This window comes from Schaalia sp. ORNL0103, assembly GCF_019429565.1.
Taxonomy (GTDB): Bacteria; Actinomycetota; Actinomycetes; order Actinomycetales; family Actinomycetaceae; genus Pauljensenia.
The window spans coordinates 483706-498885 of the sequence record NZ_JAHXSA010000001.1 but is presented as its reverse complement, the minus strand read 5'-3'; the positions used below and the strand labels follow the sequence as shown (position 1 = coordinate 498885).

The 15180-nt window shown below is 62.6% G+C and carries 12 protein-coding genes; 4 read left to right on the top strand and 8 right to left on the bottom strand.

Annotated features, from left to right (window positions below):
* The first annotated feature begins 497 nt into the window (after positions 1–497).
* The 3 genes from JJJ16_RS02230 to JJJ16_RS02220 all read left to right on the top strand — a co-directional run bounded on the left by JJJ16_RS02230 (position 498) and on the right by JJJ16_RS02220 (position 3827).
* The gene (locus tag JJJ16_RS02230) at positions 498–782 is read left to right on the top strand and encodes a hypothetical protein (RefSeq protein WP_219751223.1); all 285 of its coding nucleotides are present in this window, start codon (positions 498–500) and stop codon (positions 780–782) included.
* Positions 783–1148: 366 nt separating this feature from the next.
* Complete coding sequence (locus JJJ16_RS02225) at positions 1149–1781, top strand: iron chaperone (protein ID WP_219751222.1); 633 nt, start codon at positions 1149–1151, stop codon at positions 1779–1781.
* Positions 1782–1943: 162 nt separating this feature from the next.
* On the top strand, positions 1944–3827 hold the full coding sequence (locus JJJ16_RS02220; protein ID WP_219751221.1) for an AMP-dependent synthetase/ligase: 1884 nt from the start codon (positions 1944–1946) through the stop codon (positions 3825–3827).
* A gap of 91 nt (positions 3828–3918) precedes the next feature.
* On the opposite strand, the gene JJJ16_RS02215 is transcribed toward JJJ16_RS02220, so the two are convergent.
* The 5 genes from JJJ16_RS02215 to JJJ16_RS02195 all read right to left on the bottom strand — a co-directional run bounded on the left by JJJ16_RS02215 (position 3919) and on the right by JJJ16_RS02195 (position 9010).
* Complete coding sequence (locus JJJ16_RS02215) at positions 3919–5127, bottom strand: ABC transporter permease (RefSeq protein WP_219751220.1); 1209 nt, start codon at positions 5125–5127, stop codon at positions 3919–3921.
* Positions 5117–5815 (bottom strand): ABC transporter ATP-binding protein, encoded by a 699-nt coding sequence (locus JJJ16_RS02210; protein ID WP_007590082.1) that lies wholly within the window; start codon positions 5813–5815, stop codon positions 5117–5119. Before JJJ16_RS02210 ends, JJJ16_RS02215 begins: the two co-directional genes overlap by 11 nt.
* A complete protein-coding gene (locus tag JJJ16_RS02205; RefSeq protein WP_219751219.1) occupies positions 5812–6888 on the bottom strand; it encodes a peptidoglycan-binding protein in 1077 nt (358 codons plus the stop codon). The genes JJJ16_RS02210 and JJJ16_RS02205 overlap by 4 nt, the downstream gene beginning before the upstream one ends.
* Complete coding sequence (locus tag JJJ16_RS02200) at positions 6885–7361, bottom strand: hypothetical protein (protein ID WP_219751218.1); 477 nt, start codon at positions 7359–7361, stop codon at positions 6885–6887. Before JJJ16_RS02200 ends, JJJ16_RS02205 begins: the two co-directional genes overlap by 4 nt.
* Positions 7362–7567: 206 nt before the next feature.
* A complete protein-coding gene (locus tag JJJ16_RS02195; RefSeq protein WP_219751217.1) occupies positions 7568–9010 on the bottom strand; it encodes a glycoside-pentoside-hexuronide (GPH):cation symporter in 1443 nt (480 codons plus the stop codon).
* Positions 9011–9198: 188 nt separating this feature from the next.
* Here JJJ16_RS02195 and JJJ16_RS02190 point away from each other — a divergent pair, with 188 nt between their 5' ends.
* Entirely contained in the window at positions 9199–12234 is a 3036-nt protein-coding gene (locus JJJ16_RS02190) for a glycoside hydrolase family 2 TIM barrel-domain containing protein (protein WP_219751216.1), read from the top strand.
* A 68-nt stretch (positions 12235–12302) separates the two neighbouring features.
* On the opposite strand, the gene JJJ16_RS02185 is transcribed toward JJJ16_RS02190, so the two are convergent.
* The 3 genes from JJJ16_RS02185 to clpX all read right to left on the bottom strand — a co-directional run bounded on the left by JJJ16_RS02185 (position 12303) and on the right by clpX (position 15124).
* A complete protein-coding gene (locus tag JJJ16_RS02185) occupies positions 12303–13325 on the bottom strand; it encodes a LacI family DNA-binding transcriptional regulator (protein WP_219751215.1) in 1023 nt (340 codons plus the stop codon).
* A 136-nt stretch (positions 13326–13461) separates the two neighbouring features.
* The gene (locus JJJ16_RS02180) at positions 13462–13818 is read right to left on the bottom strand and encodes a chorismate mutase (protein ID WP_219751214.1); all 357 of its coding nucleotides are present in this window, start codon (positions 13816–13818) and stop codon (positions 13462–13464) included.
* 46 nt (positions 13819–13864) lie between these two features.
* Positions 13865–15124, bottom strand: coding sequence for an ATP-dependent Clp protease ATP-binding subunit ClpX (gene clpX, locus JJJ16_RS02175; RefSeq protein WP_219751213.1), 1260 nt, complete (start codon positions 15122–15124; stop codon positions 13865–13867).
* Positions 15125–15180 lie beyond the last annotated feature (56 nt).

Genomic DNA, 15180 nt, shown 5'->3' with positions numbered 1-15180 from the left:
ACACTCTCCCTTCCACATCACAGAACACAAGCATTGTCACACTATTGATGCACGATTGATAGTTTTTCAGAGTATCACCAGAATCGAACGTCAAAACTCGCGGAATGATCATGATGCGGATCGAGACAGAGTCATACGAGCTGTTTATTATTCACACAATTTGCCCATCTCTGCACCTCGACAGGAAAGCCAATCAGAACTAAAACACAAACCGGCACGTTTTAAATTTGACACAAGCAGCACCGTATCCACTGACATGGACACAAGAAGAGCAATAACCAGCCACAACTACACGAGCCACAGCGACAGAATGGGCACATCCAACACTTACTACCACAGTAGTATTCGATCAACCTATTGCCACCACCTAAGAAAGAACACTGCTCACAACATCAGGCCAACACACCCCCACAGGACCCCAATAACATCGCATGATGCTAGAATTCGAAATCTCGTAGCAATTCACTACGAAAACGCACTACCAGAAAGGAACTATAATGTCTTTTCAGCAACACTCCGATCACTTTCCTGAACCAGAGGAGTTCGGTGACTCACTTGCCATTTCCAACTATCTAACACTCTTTACACACACTTTTTCCGATCCAGTTGAGAGTCAACCAGTAGACCAAGGCGAGTACATCTGGACCGTAAGGGAATGGACCACTGAAGATGCTATTGAGCATCTATTCCCCTCCGTCGAGCCAAGAATATTTACCAAGCTGGCCGACAAATTGAACTCTCAGAGCAGCTCCTGGGTTATGACAAAAGATTTAGAGCGTTAGTAACAACTTGGAACTTCAACTCAGCCAGAGCTCCATATACGATTCTTCTATCGTTAAGTGATCCCGTGGCTGTTAGCCAAGGCTGTAGTGAGAGTTTTAGACCATTGCTGACTCGCGCTTTCCTCCGGATCTTCAAGGAATCCGCGCCAGCTCACTATAACCAACACTTTCACGCTCAACTTAGCGTTGCTAGCAAGGTCATTTGCTCAGACATCACTCCTCTTTACCTTGGGCCGCGGGGGGGCCGCCCGTGGGAAACTACGGGCGGCCCCCTTTCGCACATTAGGTGGCGGCGTAGCGCCAAATATCAAGGCGTCCATCACCACGCGTGCCGCAGATGTGCATGGGCGTTGTTAGGGTCAAGCCATGGCAATCAAGACGCTCGAGGAGTTCCTGGCGACCATCCCGAATGATGACAATCGGGCACGGATGGTGGAGGTGTTGAACTGGGTAGCTAAGCGCTACCCGGAGCTGGAGCTGCGCATCGCGTGGAACCAGCCGATGTTCACCCACCACGGCACATACATCATCGGGTTCTCGGCAGCCTCCAAGCACATGGCGATGGCCCCCGAGCGCGCCACCATGATCCGCTTCGAGCAGATCATGCGCGAGCGAGGCACCGACTTCGGCACATTGCTCGTCCGCCAACCCTGGAACAAGCCCTTCGACTACGAGCTCCTCGACGCCTTCATTCAGCACCAGCTCACCGAGAAGCAGGACATCACGTCCTTCTGGCGTCCCAAGGAGCATGAACTCGCAGCCGCTGAGGCCGTCGCATCCGGCGCGCAGCCGCCCACCGTCCGCGAGCGCACGGCAGATGATAGTCAGCTAGCCGATTCCTTCTTGGAAGAGTTCAAGCGTTACGCCGACAACCCCACGCCCGGGCACCCATTCGAGCAGCTCAACGAGCAACTCAAGCAGGCCGTGCGGGACTACGAGGAGCACCCCGACGATGTGTACACGCTCGACGAGGTGAAGGCCGACCTCGGCCTGGACTAGTACCGACGCAGGTTTGCTCCGCCCGGCCACATCAGGCACAGGCAGCCACCCCTAAAGACGCTCCCTCTCTCCCACCCTACGGGCGCGTAGGATAGAGGTAGCAACAGCTGCGCCGCTGGCCCCGTCCCTCGGCGCACACCGCCCAGCGACCAGGGAGTAGACATGACCGCCGAAGAAACCCCGGCCTCGTCCACCAACGACGAGACGACGCAGGCGCAGACAACCACCGAAGCCCTCGAGTGGCACGCCCCCGTCCTGGTGCGCATCGACGAGCACACGACGATCCCCCACCTGCTCAAGGAACGCGTACAGCGCGGCGCGACCCGCCCGCTGATCCTGCGCAAGATCGGCATCGGTGACACGTGGCGTTCCATCACGGCGCGAGAGTTCTACGACGAGGTCCACGCGCTCGCCGCCGGCCTCATCGCGCGGGGACTCGAACCCGGCGACCGGGTCGCGATTATGAGCCGCACCCGCTACGAATGGACGCTCCTCGACTTCGCGTGCTGGGGGGCCGGCCTCGTCCCCGTGCCCATCTACGAGACCAGCTCCATCGACCAGGTCGCCCACGTCCTCGTCGACGCGGACGTCCACCTCATCATCACCGAGACCGTGTCCATGGCGGAGATCGTGCGCGCAGCCGCCGAGCGCGAAAACCGCGACAACACGCACGTCCTCTCCCTGGACTCCGAGGCCATCGAGACCCTCATCGCGGAGGGCTCGGCCACCCCACGTGAGCGCGTCCTCGCCCGCTCCGAGGCCCTCACGAAGGACGACATCGCCACCATCGTCTACACGTCGGGCACGACGGGCACGCCCAAGGGCACGGTCCTGAGCCACGAAAACTTCACGAACCTGTGCCTCAACGCCCACGCGTGGATGCCGGAAATCGCGGCGGGCAAGAACTCGCGCCTGCTCCTCTTCCTGCCCCTGGCCCACGTGTTCGCGCGTTTCTTGCAGGTCTTCCAGATCAGCGGCAACGGCGTCCTCGGCCACGCCTCGAACATCAAGAACCTGCTGGGCGACCTGGCGTCCTTCAAGCCGAGCTACCTCCTGGTGGTCCCGCGCGTGCTGGAGAAGATCTACAACTCGGCGGACACGAAGGCTTCGGGCCCCAAGCGCAAGATCTTCCGCTGGGCGGCGAAGGTCGCGATCGCCTACTCCCAGGCCCTGGATACGGAAGACGGCCCAAGTGCTTCCCTCAAGGCCCAGCATGCGCTGGCGGACAAGCTCGTCTACCAGCAGATCATCCGCCTGGTGGGCGGTAACGCGGACTACATCGTGTCGGGCGGCGCCCCCCTGGCGACCTGGCTCGCGCACTTCTACCGCGGCGTCGGCATCCCCGTCCTGGAGGGCTACGGCCTGACCGAGACGGTCGGCCCGGTCTCCGTCAACACGCCCCGCCTGTCCAAGATCGGCACCGTGGGCCCGGCCCTGCCGCCCATGTCCTTCAAGATCAGCGACGAGGGCGAGATCCTGCTCAAGGGCTCGAGCGTCTTCCAGCGCTACCACAACGACCCAGGCGCCACGGCTGCCTGCTTCACCGAGGACGGCTGGTTCCGCACGGGCGACCTGGGGTCCCTGGACCGCGACGGCTACGTGTCCATCACGGGCCGCGCAAAGGAGATTATCGTGACGGCGGGCGGCAAGAACGTCGCCCCGGCCGCCCTCGAAAATCCGATGCGCTCCCACCCGCTCATCTCCCAGGTCCTGGTCGTGGGCGACCAGCGGCCCTTCATCGCCGCGCTCATCACGCTGGACGCGGAGATGCTGCCAGATTGGCTCGCCGCCCACTCGCTGCCACCGATGAGCGTGGCGGAGGCGGCCACGAACGTCGAGGTCCTGGCCTCCCTGGAGAAGGCGGTGGCCTCGGCGAACACGCACGTCTCGCGCGCCGAGTCGATCCGCAAGATCAAGGTCCTCACGACCGACTTCACGGAGGCGAATGGCCTGCTCACTCCCTCGCTGAAGGTCAAGCGCCTGGAAGCAACGCACCGCCTCGCACCGATCATCGACGAGATCTACGGCGGCCCCGTACAGAACTGACGCGCCCATGAACGAGGCCGTGGCCGGCTCGCACTCCCCCCGCTCGGTATCGGGGTTGGCGAGCCGGCCACGGCTTTTGTGGGTGGGCAACCTACTGCGAGGCGAGCGCCGCTGTGGGCGGTGTGCGGGCCGCTCGGATCGCGGGGTAGAGCCCGGCGACGGCACCGATGAGGAGAGTCGCGCCGAGGCCTGCGGCGATCACCCACCAGTGCAGGGTGGGCGGCCAGCCGTATGCGTAACACATGCCCCAGGTGACGCCGGCGCCGATGAGGCATCCGGCGAGTCCTCCGAGGAAGGACAGGAGCAGGGCTTCGGCCAGGAACTGCACGGTGATGTGTCCCCTCTTCGCGCCCAGAGACCGGCGCAGGCCGATCTCCTTGCGGCGTTCCAGGACGGAGATGATCATCGTGTTGGCCACGCCGATGCCGCCGACGAGCAGGGCGATCGATCCGACGCCGGCGAGCAGCGTCGTGAGCGTCTGGTCGGCCGCGTTCTGGGCGGCCAGCGCGTCGGAGGGACGCGAGACCTTCAGGCCGGTGGCGCCCTGCGGGGCGAGCGTGGGTCCGAGGAGCTCGCGGACGTTCTCCACCTGATCCTCGCTGGAGCGCTCGTAGATCGTCGTGGGCGTCTTGCCCGCGTCGAAGTACGTGCCCGCGGCGGGCACACCGATGAGCGCGGCGTTATCGAGTTCCTCGGCCAGGGGTGCTGGATCCATGATGCCCAGGACGGTGAACGTCATGCCGCCCAGCCACACCTGGGTGCCTGGCTCGACGACGCCGAGCAGCTGCGCGGCCTTCGAGCCCAGGACGACGCCCGGGTACTTCGCGGTGGCGTCGTTGAGCCACGCGCCCTTCTTCATGGTCCCTGAGACGACCTTCAGGAGATTCGTGTCGGCCGCCATCGTGATGATGCCGCCGGTCGCGTTCGGGTCGGACAGCCGCGAGCGGTACACGGAGACGCCGCTCAGCGTCGACGTCGAGGCCGCGTCGGTAACGCCCGGGATCATGAGGGTGCGCCCCACGGAGTCCTCGGGCAGGATGAGGTCCGTTCCCGACAGGTCCGCGCCGCTGCGCGCGGTCAGCATGTTGGTGCCGAGCGCCCGCAGCTGTTCTTGCAGGCGGGCCTGCGAGGATGCGGAGACGCCGACGACGCCAACCATGGCCGCAATGCCGATCGCGATGCCCAGGGCCGAGAGGACGGCGCGCATGGGTCGGGCCCGCAGGCCCGTCAGGCCAAGACGAGCGACGTCCGAGAGACGCAGCGCGGAGCGGCCGGTACCCGTATTCTTCTTACTCGCCATGGTCACCTCCCGGGTGCGCTGAGTCGGAAACGATCTCGCCATCGCGGATGGCGATCTGCCTGGGCAGCGATGCCGCCAGGTCATTGTCATGGGTGATCACGATAATGGTGGTGCCGGCCTCGTTGAGCTCGCGCAGGAGGGCGACGATGGACGCACCCGAGCGCGAGTCAAGGTTGCCGGTGGGTTCGTCGGCCAGCAGCAGCGCCGGGTGCCCGATGATGGCACGAGCGATCGCAACGCGCTGGCGTTCGCCGCCCGACATCTGGTGGGGCTTGTGATCCATGCGGTGCCCGAGGCCCACGCGGGTCAGGGCCTCACGCGCAGCCTCGCGGCGCTTGGCGCGCGGCACCCCCCGGTAGAGCAGTCCGTCCGCGACGTTGTCGAGGGCGGACACGCCGGCCGTCAGGTGGAACTGCTGGAACACAAATCCGATCAGCGAGGAGCGCACGCCGGACAGCTCGGTGTCGCGCAGGGAGGACACGTCCGTCCCATTGATGCACACGCTGCCCGAGGTGGGCCGGTCGAGCGTTCCAATGAGGTTGAGCAGGGTCGATTTTCCGGAGCCGGACGGCCCGACGATGGCGACGAACTCGCCCTCGTCGACGGCCAGGGACACTCCGTTACAGGCGTGCACGGGCGGGCTGCCGAAGGACCGGTGCACGTCGGTCAGTTGCAGGATGTGGCTCATCGGTTGGGCACCACCACGCGCTGGCCTTCGGCGATCTCGTCGCCGCTCACTTCGACGCGGTCTCCCGCGAACAGGCCGACGGTGACGGGAACCCGGCGAATCTCGCCCTTGTCATCAACGACCTCGACGCCGAACTGGTCGGTGCTCAGGGCCACGAGCGCGCCGAGGGGCACGGACAGAACGCCGGTGCGGGTCTCGGAGGTCAGCCCCAGGGAGACCGAGGCCTCCTGCAGCCCTTCGAGGGCGGAGGCGTCATCGGGGGTGACGGTGATCGGAATGATCCGTTCCTTGGTCGTCTCCTTGGATCCCTCCTCGCCTTCCTTCTCGCGCGGAGGTTCAACCGAGGTGATCGTTCCGGTCGTCGTCGCAGCCGAGCCGGGCAGGCGCACAGTCACAGAGTTTCCGACGACGCCGAGGGCCTGGTCGGAAAGCTTCAGGTTCGCGGAGATGACCTGACGCGAGGACGAGGCCGTGAACAGTTCCGTCTCCATCGTGGCGTTGTCGCCGACGCGTGCTTTGAGCGCACCGATGCGCAGGTCCTCGGGGGCAAAGAGGACGGTGCCCAGCGGCAGTGAGCCACTCTGGGGCAGGGTGAGGGCCTTCTGCCACTTCTTGATCGCCGCGATCGTATTCCAGTCGAAGTGGGCATTGGGGGTGGCCTCGAAGTAGCCGAGCTCGGACAGCGCGGTCTCCAGCTGGGTGACATCCTCACCGTCGCTCATGCCCTCCTCGAACGCGCGCCAGGCGGGGGTAGAGCCGTGGAGCAGGTACGTGTTGTTGCCGGCGACCGTGTACACGTGCGATCCCTGAGTGAGGGACGTGCCGGGCGTGGGCAGGGCGGTGACGACGCCTTCGAAGGCACTCTTGAGGGTGTAGGAGTCCGCGTAGTGGAGGGTTCCCTGGACGGTGGTCTCCCCCACCAAGTCGCCCTTCGTGACGGTCGCCGTCGCCCCGTCAAAGGACTGGGGGGCTTGGGCATCCGCGTTGGCACCCGAGCAGGCGGACAGGGTCAGCGCGCCAATCGCCAGGATCGCGAGCACAGCCGCGGGGCGTGGGGTTCGCGGACGCTTCACTTGGCGGCCCCTGACTGCTGGAAGCACTTGTTGAGCACGTCCTCGGGGATGTCCTTGACGCTGATACCTTCGCCGGCCTGCGGGTCCTTGACGTCGTATCCGGCCTCGCGCAGGCACTGCGCCGCCTTGACCATGGCCTCGCGCGCGGCGGGGTCGTTCGCCACGTTGTCCTCGCCGGTCATGCCGGAGACCTTCATCATGCACTCGTTGAGCGCGTTGTTGAAGGCGTCGGAGGTGTCCTTCAAGTTGTCGGGCGTCAGGCCGGTGTCGGGCACGTCGAAGCCCTTCTCGCGCATGCACTGAGCGAACACCAGGTTGGGGTCGTTGCTGGCCGCGTTGGTGGCCGCCGCGCTCGGGCTCTTGGTGCTGGACGCGGACGAGCTGGACGATCCGGTCGATCCGCATGCGCTGAGGGCCGCCGCCAGGGTGATGGCAATGACGGCAAGGGCGCGCGTCTGTGCGCGATTCTTCATCGAAAACTCCTTGAGGACTGCTTATCGGCAATGGTTCTCACTGCCTGTATAGATTACAGTCCACAACCCTGAAAGCTACCTGAAAACTATCCGGGAGCCTGCGCAGAATTTCATCAGACAACCCTGAGAGCACAAAACGAGGCGGGGGACGCTCGCGCATCCCCCGCCTCTCACCCGATTCTCCTCTTCATCGGGCGCTTATTCATTCAGTCTTCAGCAGCCTCGGAGCGAGCAAGGTGTTGCTCCAGGAGGGACACAATCTCTCCGTGCTTGACCTCGGTCAGGGTAACCTTCCGCGCAAAGACGATGAACGCCAGGACGATGACCGCCAAGGGCACGTAGAAGGCCGCGGTCTTGAAGGTCGCGATGTTTCCGCTTGTCAGCAGGGCGGGGTCAACATCGTTGGTCATAGCTGCCGCGATGGCGACGAATCCAACAATGGAATTCGACAGAGCGCCGGCGATCTTATCAAGCATCGGGCGCACCGAGAGGGTGACGGCCTCGTTACGCTTGCCGGTCTTCCACTGCCCGTACTCAACGGAGTCGGTGATCGTGAGGATAGCCGTCATCTGGATGCAAGTAGCAGGCAGGTAGAAGAGAACCAGGGCGACAAAAACGACGAACAGGTTCGACGGGAAGAGAATGAACAGGATGTAGGCGCTGGCCATGAGCACCATGCCACCGAGGTAGAGGTAGCGACGCGGCACGCGACGATTAATCGCTGGATACAGGGGCGTGACCGCCAGGCCAATGACGAAGGCGATGATACCGACGATCGAGTAGATGTCAGGCTTCTGAAGCACGAACTTGAACAGGTAGATCATGAAGCCTGTCGTCGCAACGTTCGCGATCGAGTAGAGAACGTAGGAGAGCGAGACCCACAGCAGCTGATCATTACGCACGATCGCCTGGAACGCCTGCAGAGGGTTGGACTTATCAGACGGATCACGCAGGACACTCTCCTCCTCGTGAGTACCAAACGCGACAGCCAAGCAGGTGACGATGCCGAGGATAGCGATGACTGCACCGAAGCCCGTCCATCCTTCCTGGCTCTCAGAACCAGCTCCCGCAAGAGCACCGAAGAATCCAACCACAGGAACGACGATCGCGGTGACGCCGTTGTAGCCGATGGAGCCCGTGAATGTTCCGAGAGCGGTGTACACACTTCGCTCCTGCGAGGAGGAGGACAGCGCAGGAATCATGCCCCAGTATGAGATGTCACGCAGGGAGTACAGGATGTCAAGGACCACGAAGACGATGACAAAAACAACAATGAACACTCCTTTGTTCACGTTGACGAGGCCGAAGAGTCCGGTGAAGATCGCAAAAAGGAGGATGGATGATCCAACACCACCAATGACTTGCCAGGGCTTGAATCGCCCGAAGCGCGAGGTTGTATTGTCCACCAAGTTCCCAAGCAGTGGATCAATGAAGATCTCGGCGATCCGAATAATGAAGACGAGGGCGGTGATGACCGCGATCATCGCCTTGGCCTCGGAGTCCTCGTAGTCACGGAACAGGGTCTGCGCCGCATAGTAGGTGACAAAGAATGTTGAGAGCGCGTTGTAATACGCAGCCTGCCCCAGATTACCGATCGCGTAGCAGATTCGTGACGCCCAGCTCTTCTGCGCGTTGTCTTCGTGTGCCATGGTCCCTCTCCTTCGAAGCAACTCTTGCTCGGACACCACTAAGGTAACGCATTTACCTGCGAATACCAACGATATTTAGATCACAACAACATCTCTCAGTAACCTCATTGCATTCATGTCATCAACGGGCTACTCTGACCTCAGAGCACGATCGCTCCACCGCAACGTCGCATTTCCGGAAGGTCACCATGTTCCATACGCCCACCGCCTCCACCCCCACATCGGCATGGCTCAGCGATCCGCAGATCTTTGCTGTCAATCGACTTCCCGCGCACAGCGCACACCGCACGAACGCCCCGACACAGAGTCTTGACGGAACCTGGGAAGTCGCACTTACATCGAGTTCGCGCGTGACTCTCGATTCCCCCACCATCACATTCGACCAGGAAGCAGTACACAGCCTTCCCGTTCCCTCAACCCTCGAAGCTGAGGGACTATGGCCTCCGGCGTACGTCAACATTCAGATGCCATGGGACGGCCACGAGAACCCTCAGGCTCCCAAACCACCAGAGGAGTGCCGAGTTGCACTCTACCGGCGCACCTTCAACCTGCATGATTCCCTCCAGGAGTCTTTGAGCAAGCAAGGACACGCACGCCTACGCTTCGAGGGTTTTGCGACGGCTCTCTACATCTGGGTAGACGGCATCTTCGTCGGCTACTGCGAGGACGGGTACACGGCGAGCGAGTTTGATATCACGTCAGCACTGACGCACTCCCAGGAACACGAGATTGTCGTCGCCTGCTACGAGCATTCCAGCGCCTCATGGCTGGAAGGACAGGACTCCTGGCGTTTCCACGGTATTTTCCGTTCCGTATCACTGGTAGCTCTGCCTGCCTGCCACGTCGCTCACCTGGCAGCCAACGCTGACTACGATGCGGAAACAGGCGCGGGAATACTCAATGTCACGGTCGACCTCAAGGGAACTAAGGCCGACAGTACCGCAAGCGCCCAGCTCACCGATTCGAGCGGCGCCATTGTATGGAGCGAAAGCGTGCCCGCAAACGATCCCAGCATCGCGCTTCGGGGTGAAGTAGACGGCGCACACCCGTGGACGGCGGAGGATCCGGCCCTGTATACGCTGAGCCTCACGATTCACGACGCCGATGGAAACGATTACGAGACCGTGACTCAGCGCGTGGGTTTCCGCCGCTTCGAAATCCTCGACTCTGTCTTCATGCTCAACGGCCAGCGCCTCATTTTCCGCGGTGTCAACCGCCACGAGTTTAATCCTTGCACGGGCCGAACGATGTCGATGGAGGACATGGTGACGGACGTGCGCCTGTGCAAGCAGCTCAACATCAATGCAATCCGCACAAGCCATTACCCCAATGACACCCGTTTCCTAGACCTGTGCGATGAGTACGGCCTGTACGTCATTGACGAGGCGAACCTGGAGACACACGGATCATGGTGCACGCCGGGTGACATCCCCACCCCAGCCACGGCGATCCCGGGATCAAAGATGGAGTGGGAGGGCGCCTGCGTGGATCGTGTCGAGTCAATGGTGCACCAGGATCTCAATCACGCCTCCGTGTTGATGTGGTCGCTGGGTAACGAGTCTTTTGGCGGCGAGGTTTTCCGCTCTATGTACAGGCGCTGTCATGAGCTGGACAATTCCCGCCCTGTCCATTACGAGGGTGTCACGTGGGATCGAGAGTTCGACGATGCCTCCGATATTGAGTCACGCATGTACGCGCTGCCTGACGCGATCGAGGAGTACCTGCGTGATAACCCGGCGAAGCCCTATCTGTCGTGCGAGTACATGCATGCGATGGGTAATTCTGTTGGTGGACTTAGCCACTACACGGACCTGGAGCGCTACCCCGCGTATGGTGGCGGCTTCATCTGGGACCTGATCGACCAGGCTCTCTACCATGAGCCGACCGCCGGCTCGGATGGCGAGTTCCTAGCATACGGCGGCGATTTCGAGGATCGCCCCTGTGACTGGGAGTTCTCCTGTGATGGCATCCTATTCGCCGACCGCACACCCAAGCCCTCAGCCATGGCGGTCAAACAGCTCTACTCCCCCGTCACTCTCACGCCGAGCATCGACGGAATCCTTATCGATGCTGTTGTCCTTCCGGCGCCGCTTACTAACCTGTGTGTGCGTGCCCGGATCCTTGCTGACGGCGCGGTTGTCTGGGAGAAAGAGGTCGCGGCAACAGGCATCTCCCGTGGGCGGAGCACCGTCAGTGTGGGATGGCCGTCTGAACTGCTAGCCGACACACAACAAGAGATCGTGTTGGAGGCTGCACTTGTCATCTCCTCCGACACCGCGTGGTGCGAGGCTGGGCACATTGTCTCCGTGGGCCAGACAGTGTTCTCCTACCCCGAGCAGGCCGACACGACACCTAGTGGCCACGCCACATTCACCGTGGGCCGTTGGAACATTGGTATGCGTGAGGGCGAGAACGAGGCTTTGCTGTCGCGTACCGCGGGTGGCATCGTCCAGTGGCGTCGCGACGACAAGGCCATGGTCCTCTTCCCTCCCAAGCTGACAACCTTCCGACCACTCACGGACAATGATCGAGGCTGTGGGCACGGTTTCGACCGCGCGTGGTGGACGACGGCTGGAGCCTACGCACGATGCGTGAACACCACCGTCGAAGAGACCGGCGAGGGTGTCGTCGTTACCTACGACTACCGTCTTGCGGGCATTGCAGATGTCACCGTGCCTGTGCGCTACGAGCTGCGCACCGACGGCACGATTCGCCTAACGGCAACCTACCCGGGTGCGCATGATCTCCCAACGATGCCATGCTTCGGGATCGAGTGGGCGCTCCCCTCGTCGATTGACCGCCTGACTTTCTATGGCCTCGGCCCCGTCGAGGCCTACGCGGACCGCCTGGCCGGAGCAACCCTGGGCGTGTGGTCCCAGAGCGCAGCCGAAGGGCTGGCCCCCTACGCGGTACCGCAGGAGTGCGGCTTCCACCCCGGCATCCGCTGGTGCGAGGTAACGGACGACGACGGACACGGCCTGCGTGTTCAGGCACACGGCGATCTCGGGGTCTCGCTTCTGCCCTACTCCTCCGCGCACATCGAAAACGCTCGACACTGGTGGGAGCTACCGGATCCCTCCCAGCGGCCCGCGACCTACCTACGTCTGCTAACTGCACAGATGGGTGTCGGCGGTGACGATTCGTGGGGGTCGCCGGTGCATGACGAGTACCAGATTGATGCGACCGAGAAGCAGGTCCTGGACGTGACATTGTCTCTCATGTAAGAGACATTTAGCGGCGGCGGGTGTGAGGCAACTCCCCCGCCGCTGCCTTATGCGTTCACGCCTGATCGCTATGCGGTGGCGCCGTGCGCGGGAATAAAGCTCTGTCGCACAACAAGACGGGTGGACAGTAGAACGTGATGCTTATGCATGAAACGGCCCACGATCGCATCTGAGAGCAGCATGAGCGAGGTCTCGGCCAACTCGGAGCGGTCGATCGCATAGGAGCTGAGCGTGGGAGCCGTGTACTCGCAGACCTGAAGATTGTCGATGGATACGACGGCAATCTGGTCGGGTACACGGAGCCCACGGGCAGCAAGCACCTGAATGACGCCAACCGCCAGCGGATCAGCCGCGACAAGGACAGCGTCGGGCAGATCATCCGCGCACGCATCAAGTAGTGCTTCGGCCTGACTACGTCCATTCTCCACAGTGAAGGGACCGGAGGCGCAGACGTAGCCATCGGTGGGCATGTCGAGGAGGTGCGCCCACTCGTTGAAGGCGACGGTACGCGGGTCTTGCGCGAAGACATGAGAGCCCATCATGTGCCCGGCGCCGCCGATAAAGGCGATACGCTGACGCCCCTGCTCACGCAGCGTGTAGATCGCGTCAATGACCGTTTGCTGCAGGTCGGGGCGCACAGAATGAAAGAGCGCCGGCGCGGGGTTGATGTCGATAAACACGCCGTGCGAGAGCGCCTCATACAAACGGTCGAGGTCGTCTTGCGCGATTGGTGCTGGACCGATGGACACAAAGCCAGAGAACTCGTCCGCAGCATCGATGAGCGCGTCCACGGTCGGGAAGAACGCCAGGCTCATCATGTTCTCCACCGCACGCTCTCGCAGTGCCTCACGCACGTCGGAAAAATAGGAGTCCTGGGGTCCATTCGTGGGATCGAAGTTCTCAAGCACCGCGATGGTCTGAGGGACGCCGGCACGCGATGTGCGCAGCGCGTAGCCGAGCTCGTTGGCTACTTGGATGACACGGTGGCGGGTCGATTCCTTCGCGGTGAAACTGGGGTCTCCGGAGAGGATGCGAGACACCGTCGCCTTCGAGTAACCCGTCGCCTTGGCAATATCACCGAGATTGACCATCGATCCCCCTCCCAAAACTCCCTGTGTTCAGCTTATTCAGTCTAGCTGACTCACAGCTCGCTCAGCGGGATCAACGCCGCATCGCTCGGGTACGCAACTGACAAGGCCGGGGCTTGCCCCTCCCCCAGCGCGCAGTTTACAGGCACGAACCCTCGTCGTACTCGGCCTTAATGTCCTCGTGGTGGCGGATGACCTCGCGGACCATGAAGCCCAGGAACTTCTCGGCGAAATCGGGGTCGAGGCCGGAGGACGCCGCCAGGGTACGCAGGCGCTCGACCTGGCGGGCCTCGCGATCCGGGTCGGCGGGAGGCAGGTCCAGGCGCACCTTGATGTGCCCGACGCGCTGGGTGCAGCGAAAACGCTCGGCGAGGATGTGCACGAGGGCAGCGTCGATGTTGTCGATCGTTGCGCGAGCCTCCGCGAGCTCGGCGGGGATACCGCTCACGCCCGCATCCGCCGAAGCGGCCACCGAGGCCTCGTCACGCTGTGCCATTGTTCCTCCCCTAAGGTCTTAACTGACCTCAGTCTAGCGGGCGGACTCAGGCGCTGCGCTTGCCTTCCGAGGAACGCTCCGGGTACAGCTCGGCCTCACCCACGCCCTCGACCAGGTCGCGAGTGATGACCACGCGGGCGACATCGTCGCGGCTGGGCAGGTCGAACATGAGATCCGACAGGGTCTGCTCCATGATCGAGGACAGGCCGCGGGCACCCGTCTTGCGTTCATTGGCGCGCGCCGCGATGGCCAGGAGCGCCTCGTGGGTGAACTCCAGGTCCATACCGTCCAGCTCGAAGAGGTGCTGGTACTGGCGCACGAGCGAGTTCGACGGTTCGGTGAGGACGCGCACGAGGTCCTCCTCCGTGAGCTCCTTCGTGGAGGTCAGGATGGGCAGACGGCCGATGAACTCTGGGATCATGCCGAACTTGTGCAGGTCCTCAGCGGACACGGCCTCGTAGAGGTCGCCCATCTCGGAGGTGCTCTTCAGCTCGGAGCCGAAGCCCGTCGAGCGGCGGCCCAGGCGAGCCTTGACGATGTCCTCGATGCCCGCGAAGGCACCGGCAGCGATGAAGAGGATGCCGGAGGTGTCGATCTCCAGGAACTGCTGGTGGGGGTGCTTACGTCCACCCGTGGGAGGCACGGAGGCGACCGTGCCCTCGATGATCTTCAGGAGGGCCTGCTGCACGCCCTCGCCCGACACGTCGCGGGTGATGGAGGCGTTCTCAGCCTTGCGGCCGATCTTGTCGATCTCGTCGACGTAGATAATGCCCTTTTCGGCCTTCTTGATGTCGCCGTCGGCCTCCTGGATGAGGCGCAGGAGGATGTTCTCCACGTCCTCACCCACGTAGCCGGCCTCGGTCAGGGCGGTCGCGTCCACGATCGCGAAGGGCACGTCGAGGAGACGGGCGAGGCAGCGCGCCAGGTGGGTCTTACCCGTGCCCGTGGGGCCCAGCAGGAGGATGTTGGACTTAGTGCCCAGCATGTCCTCAGCGTTGCCGGCCTCGCGCGAGCGCACGCGCTTGTAGTGGTTATACACGGCCACCGACAGGGCGCGCTTGGCACGGTCCTGGCCGATCACCCACGTGTTCAAGAATTCGTTGATTTCGCGCGGCTTTGGCAGCGGCGTCGTCGACGAGGAGGACTGCTGCGAACCGAGTTCCTCCTCGATGATCTCGTTGCACAGCTCAATGCACTCGTCGCAGATATATGCGCCGGAGCCACCGATGAGCTTACGCACCTGCTTCTGGCTCTTCCCACAGAAAGAGCACTTGAGCAGTTCCGCGCCATCAGTCAGACGAGCCACGAGACCTCCAAGGTGTTGAACGTTTTGCCGTTCGGTCGGATGTGCTTTCGCACTTA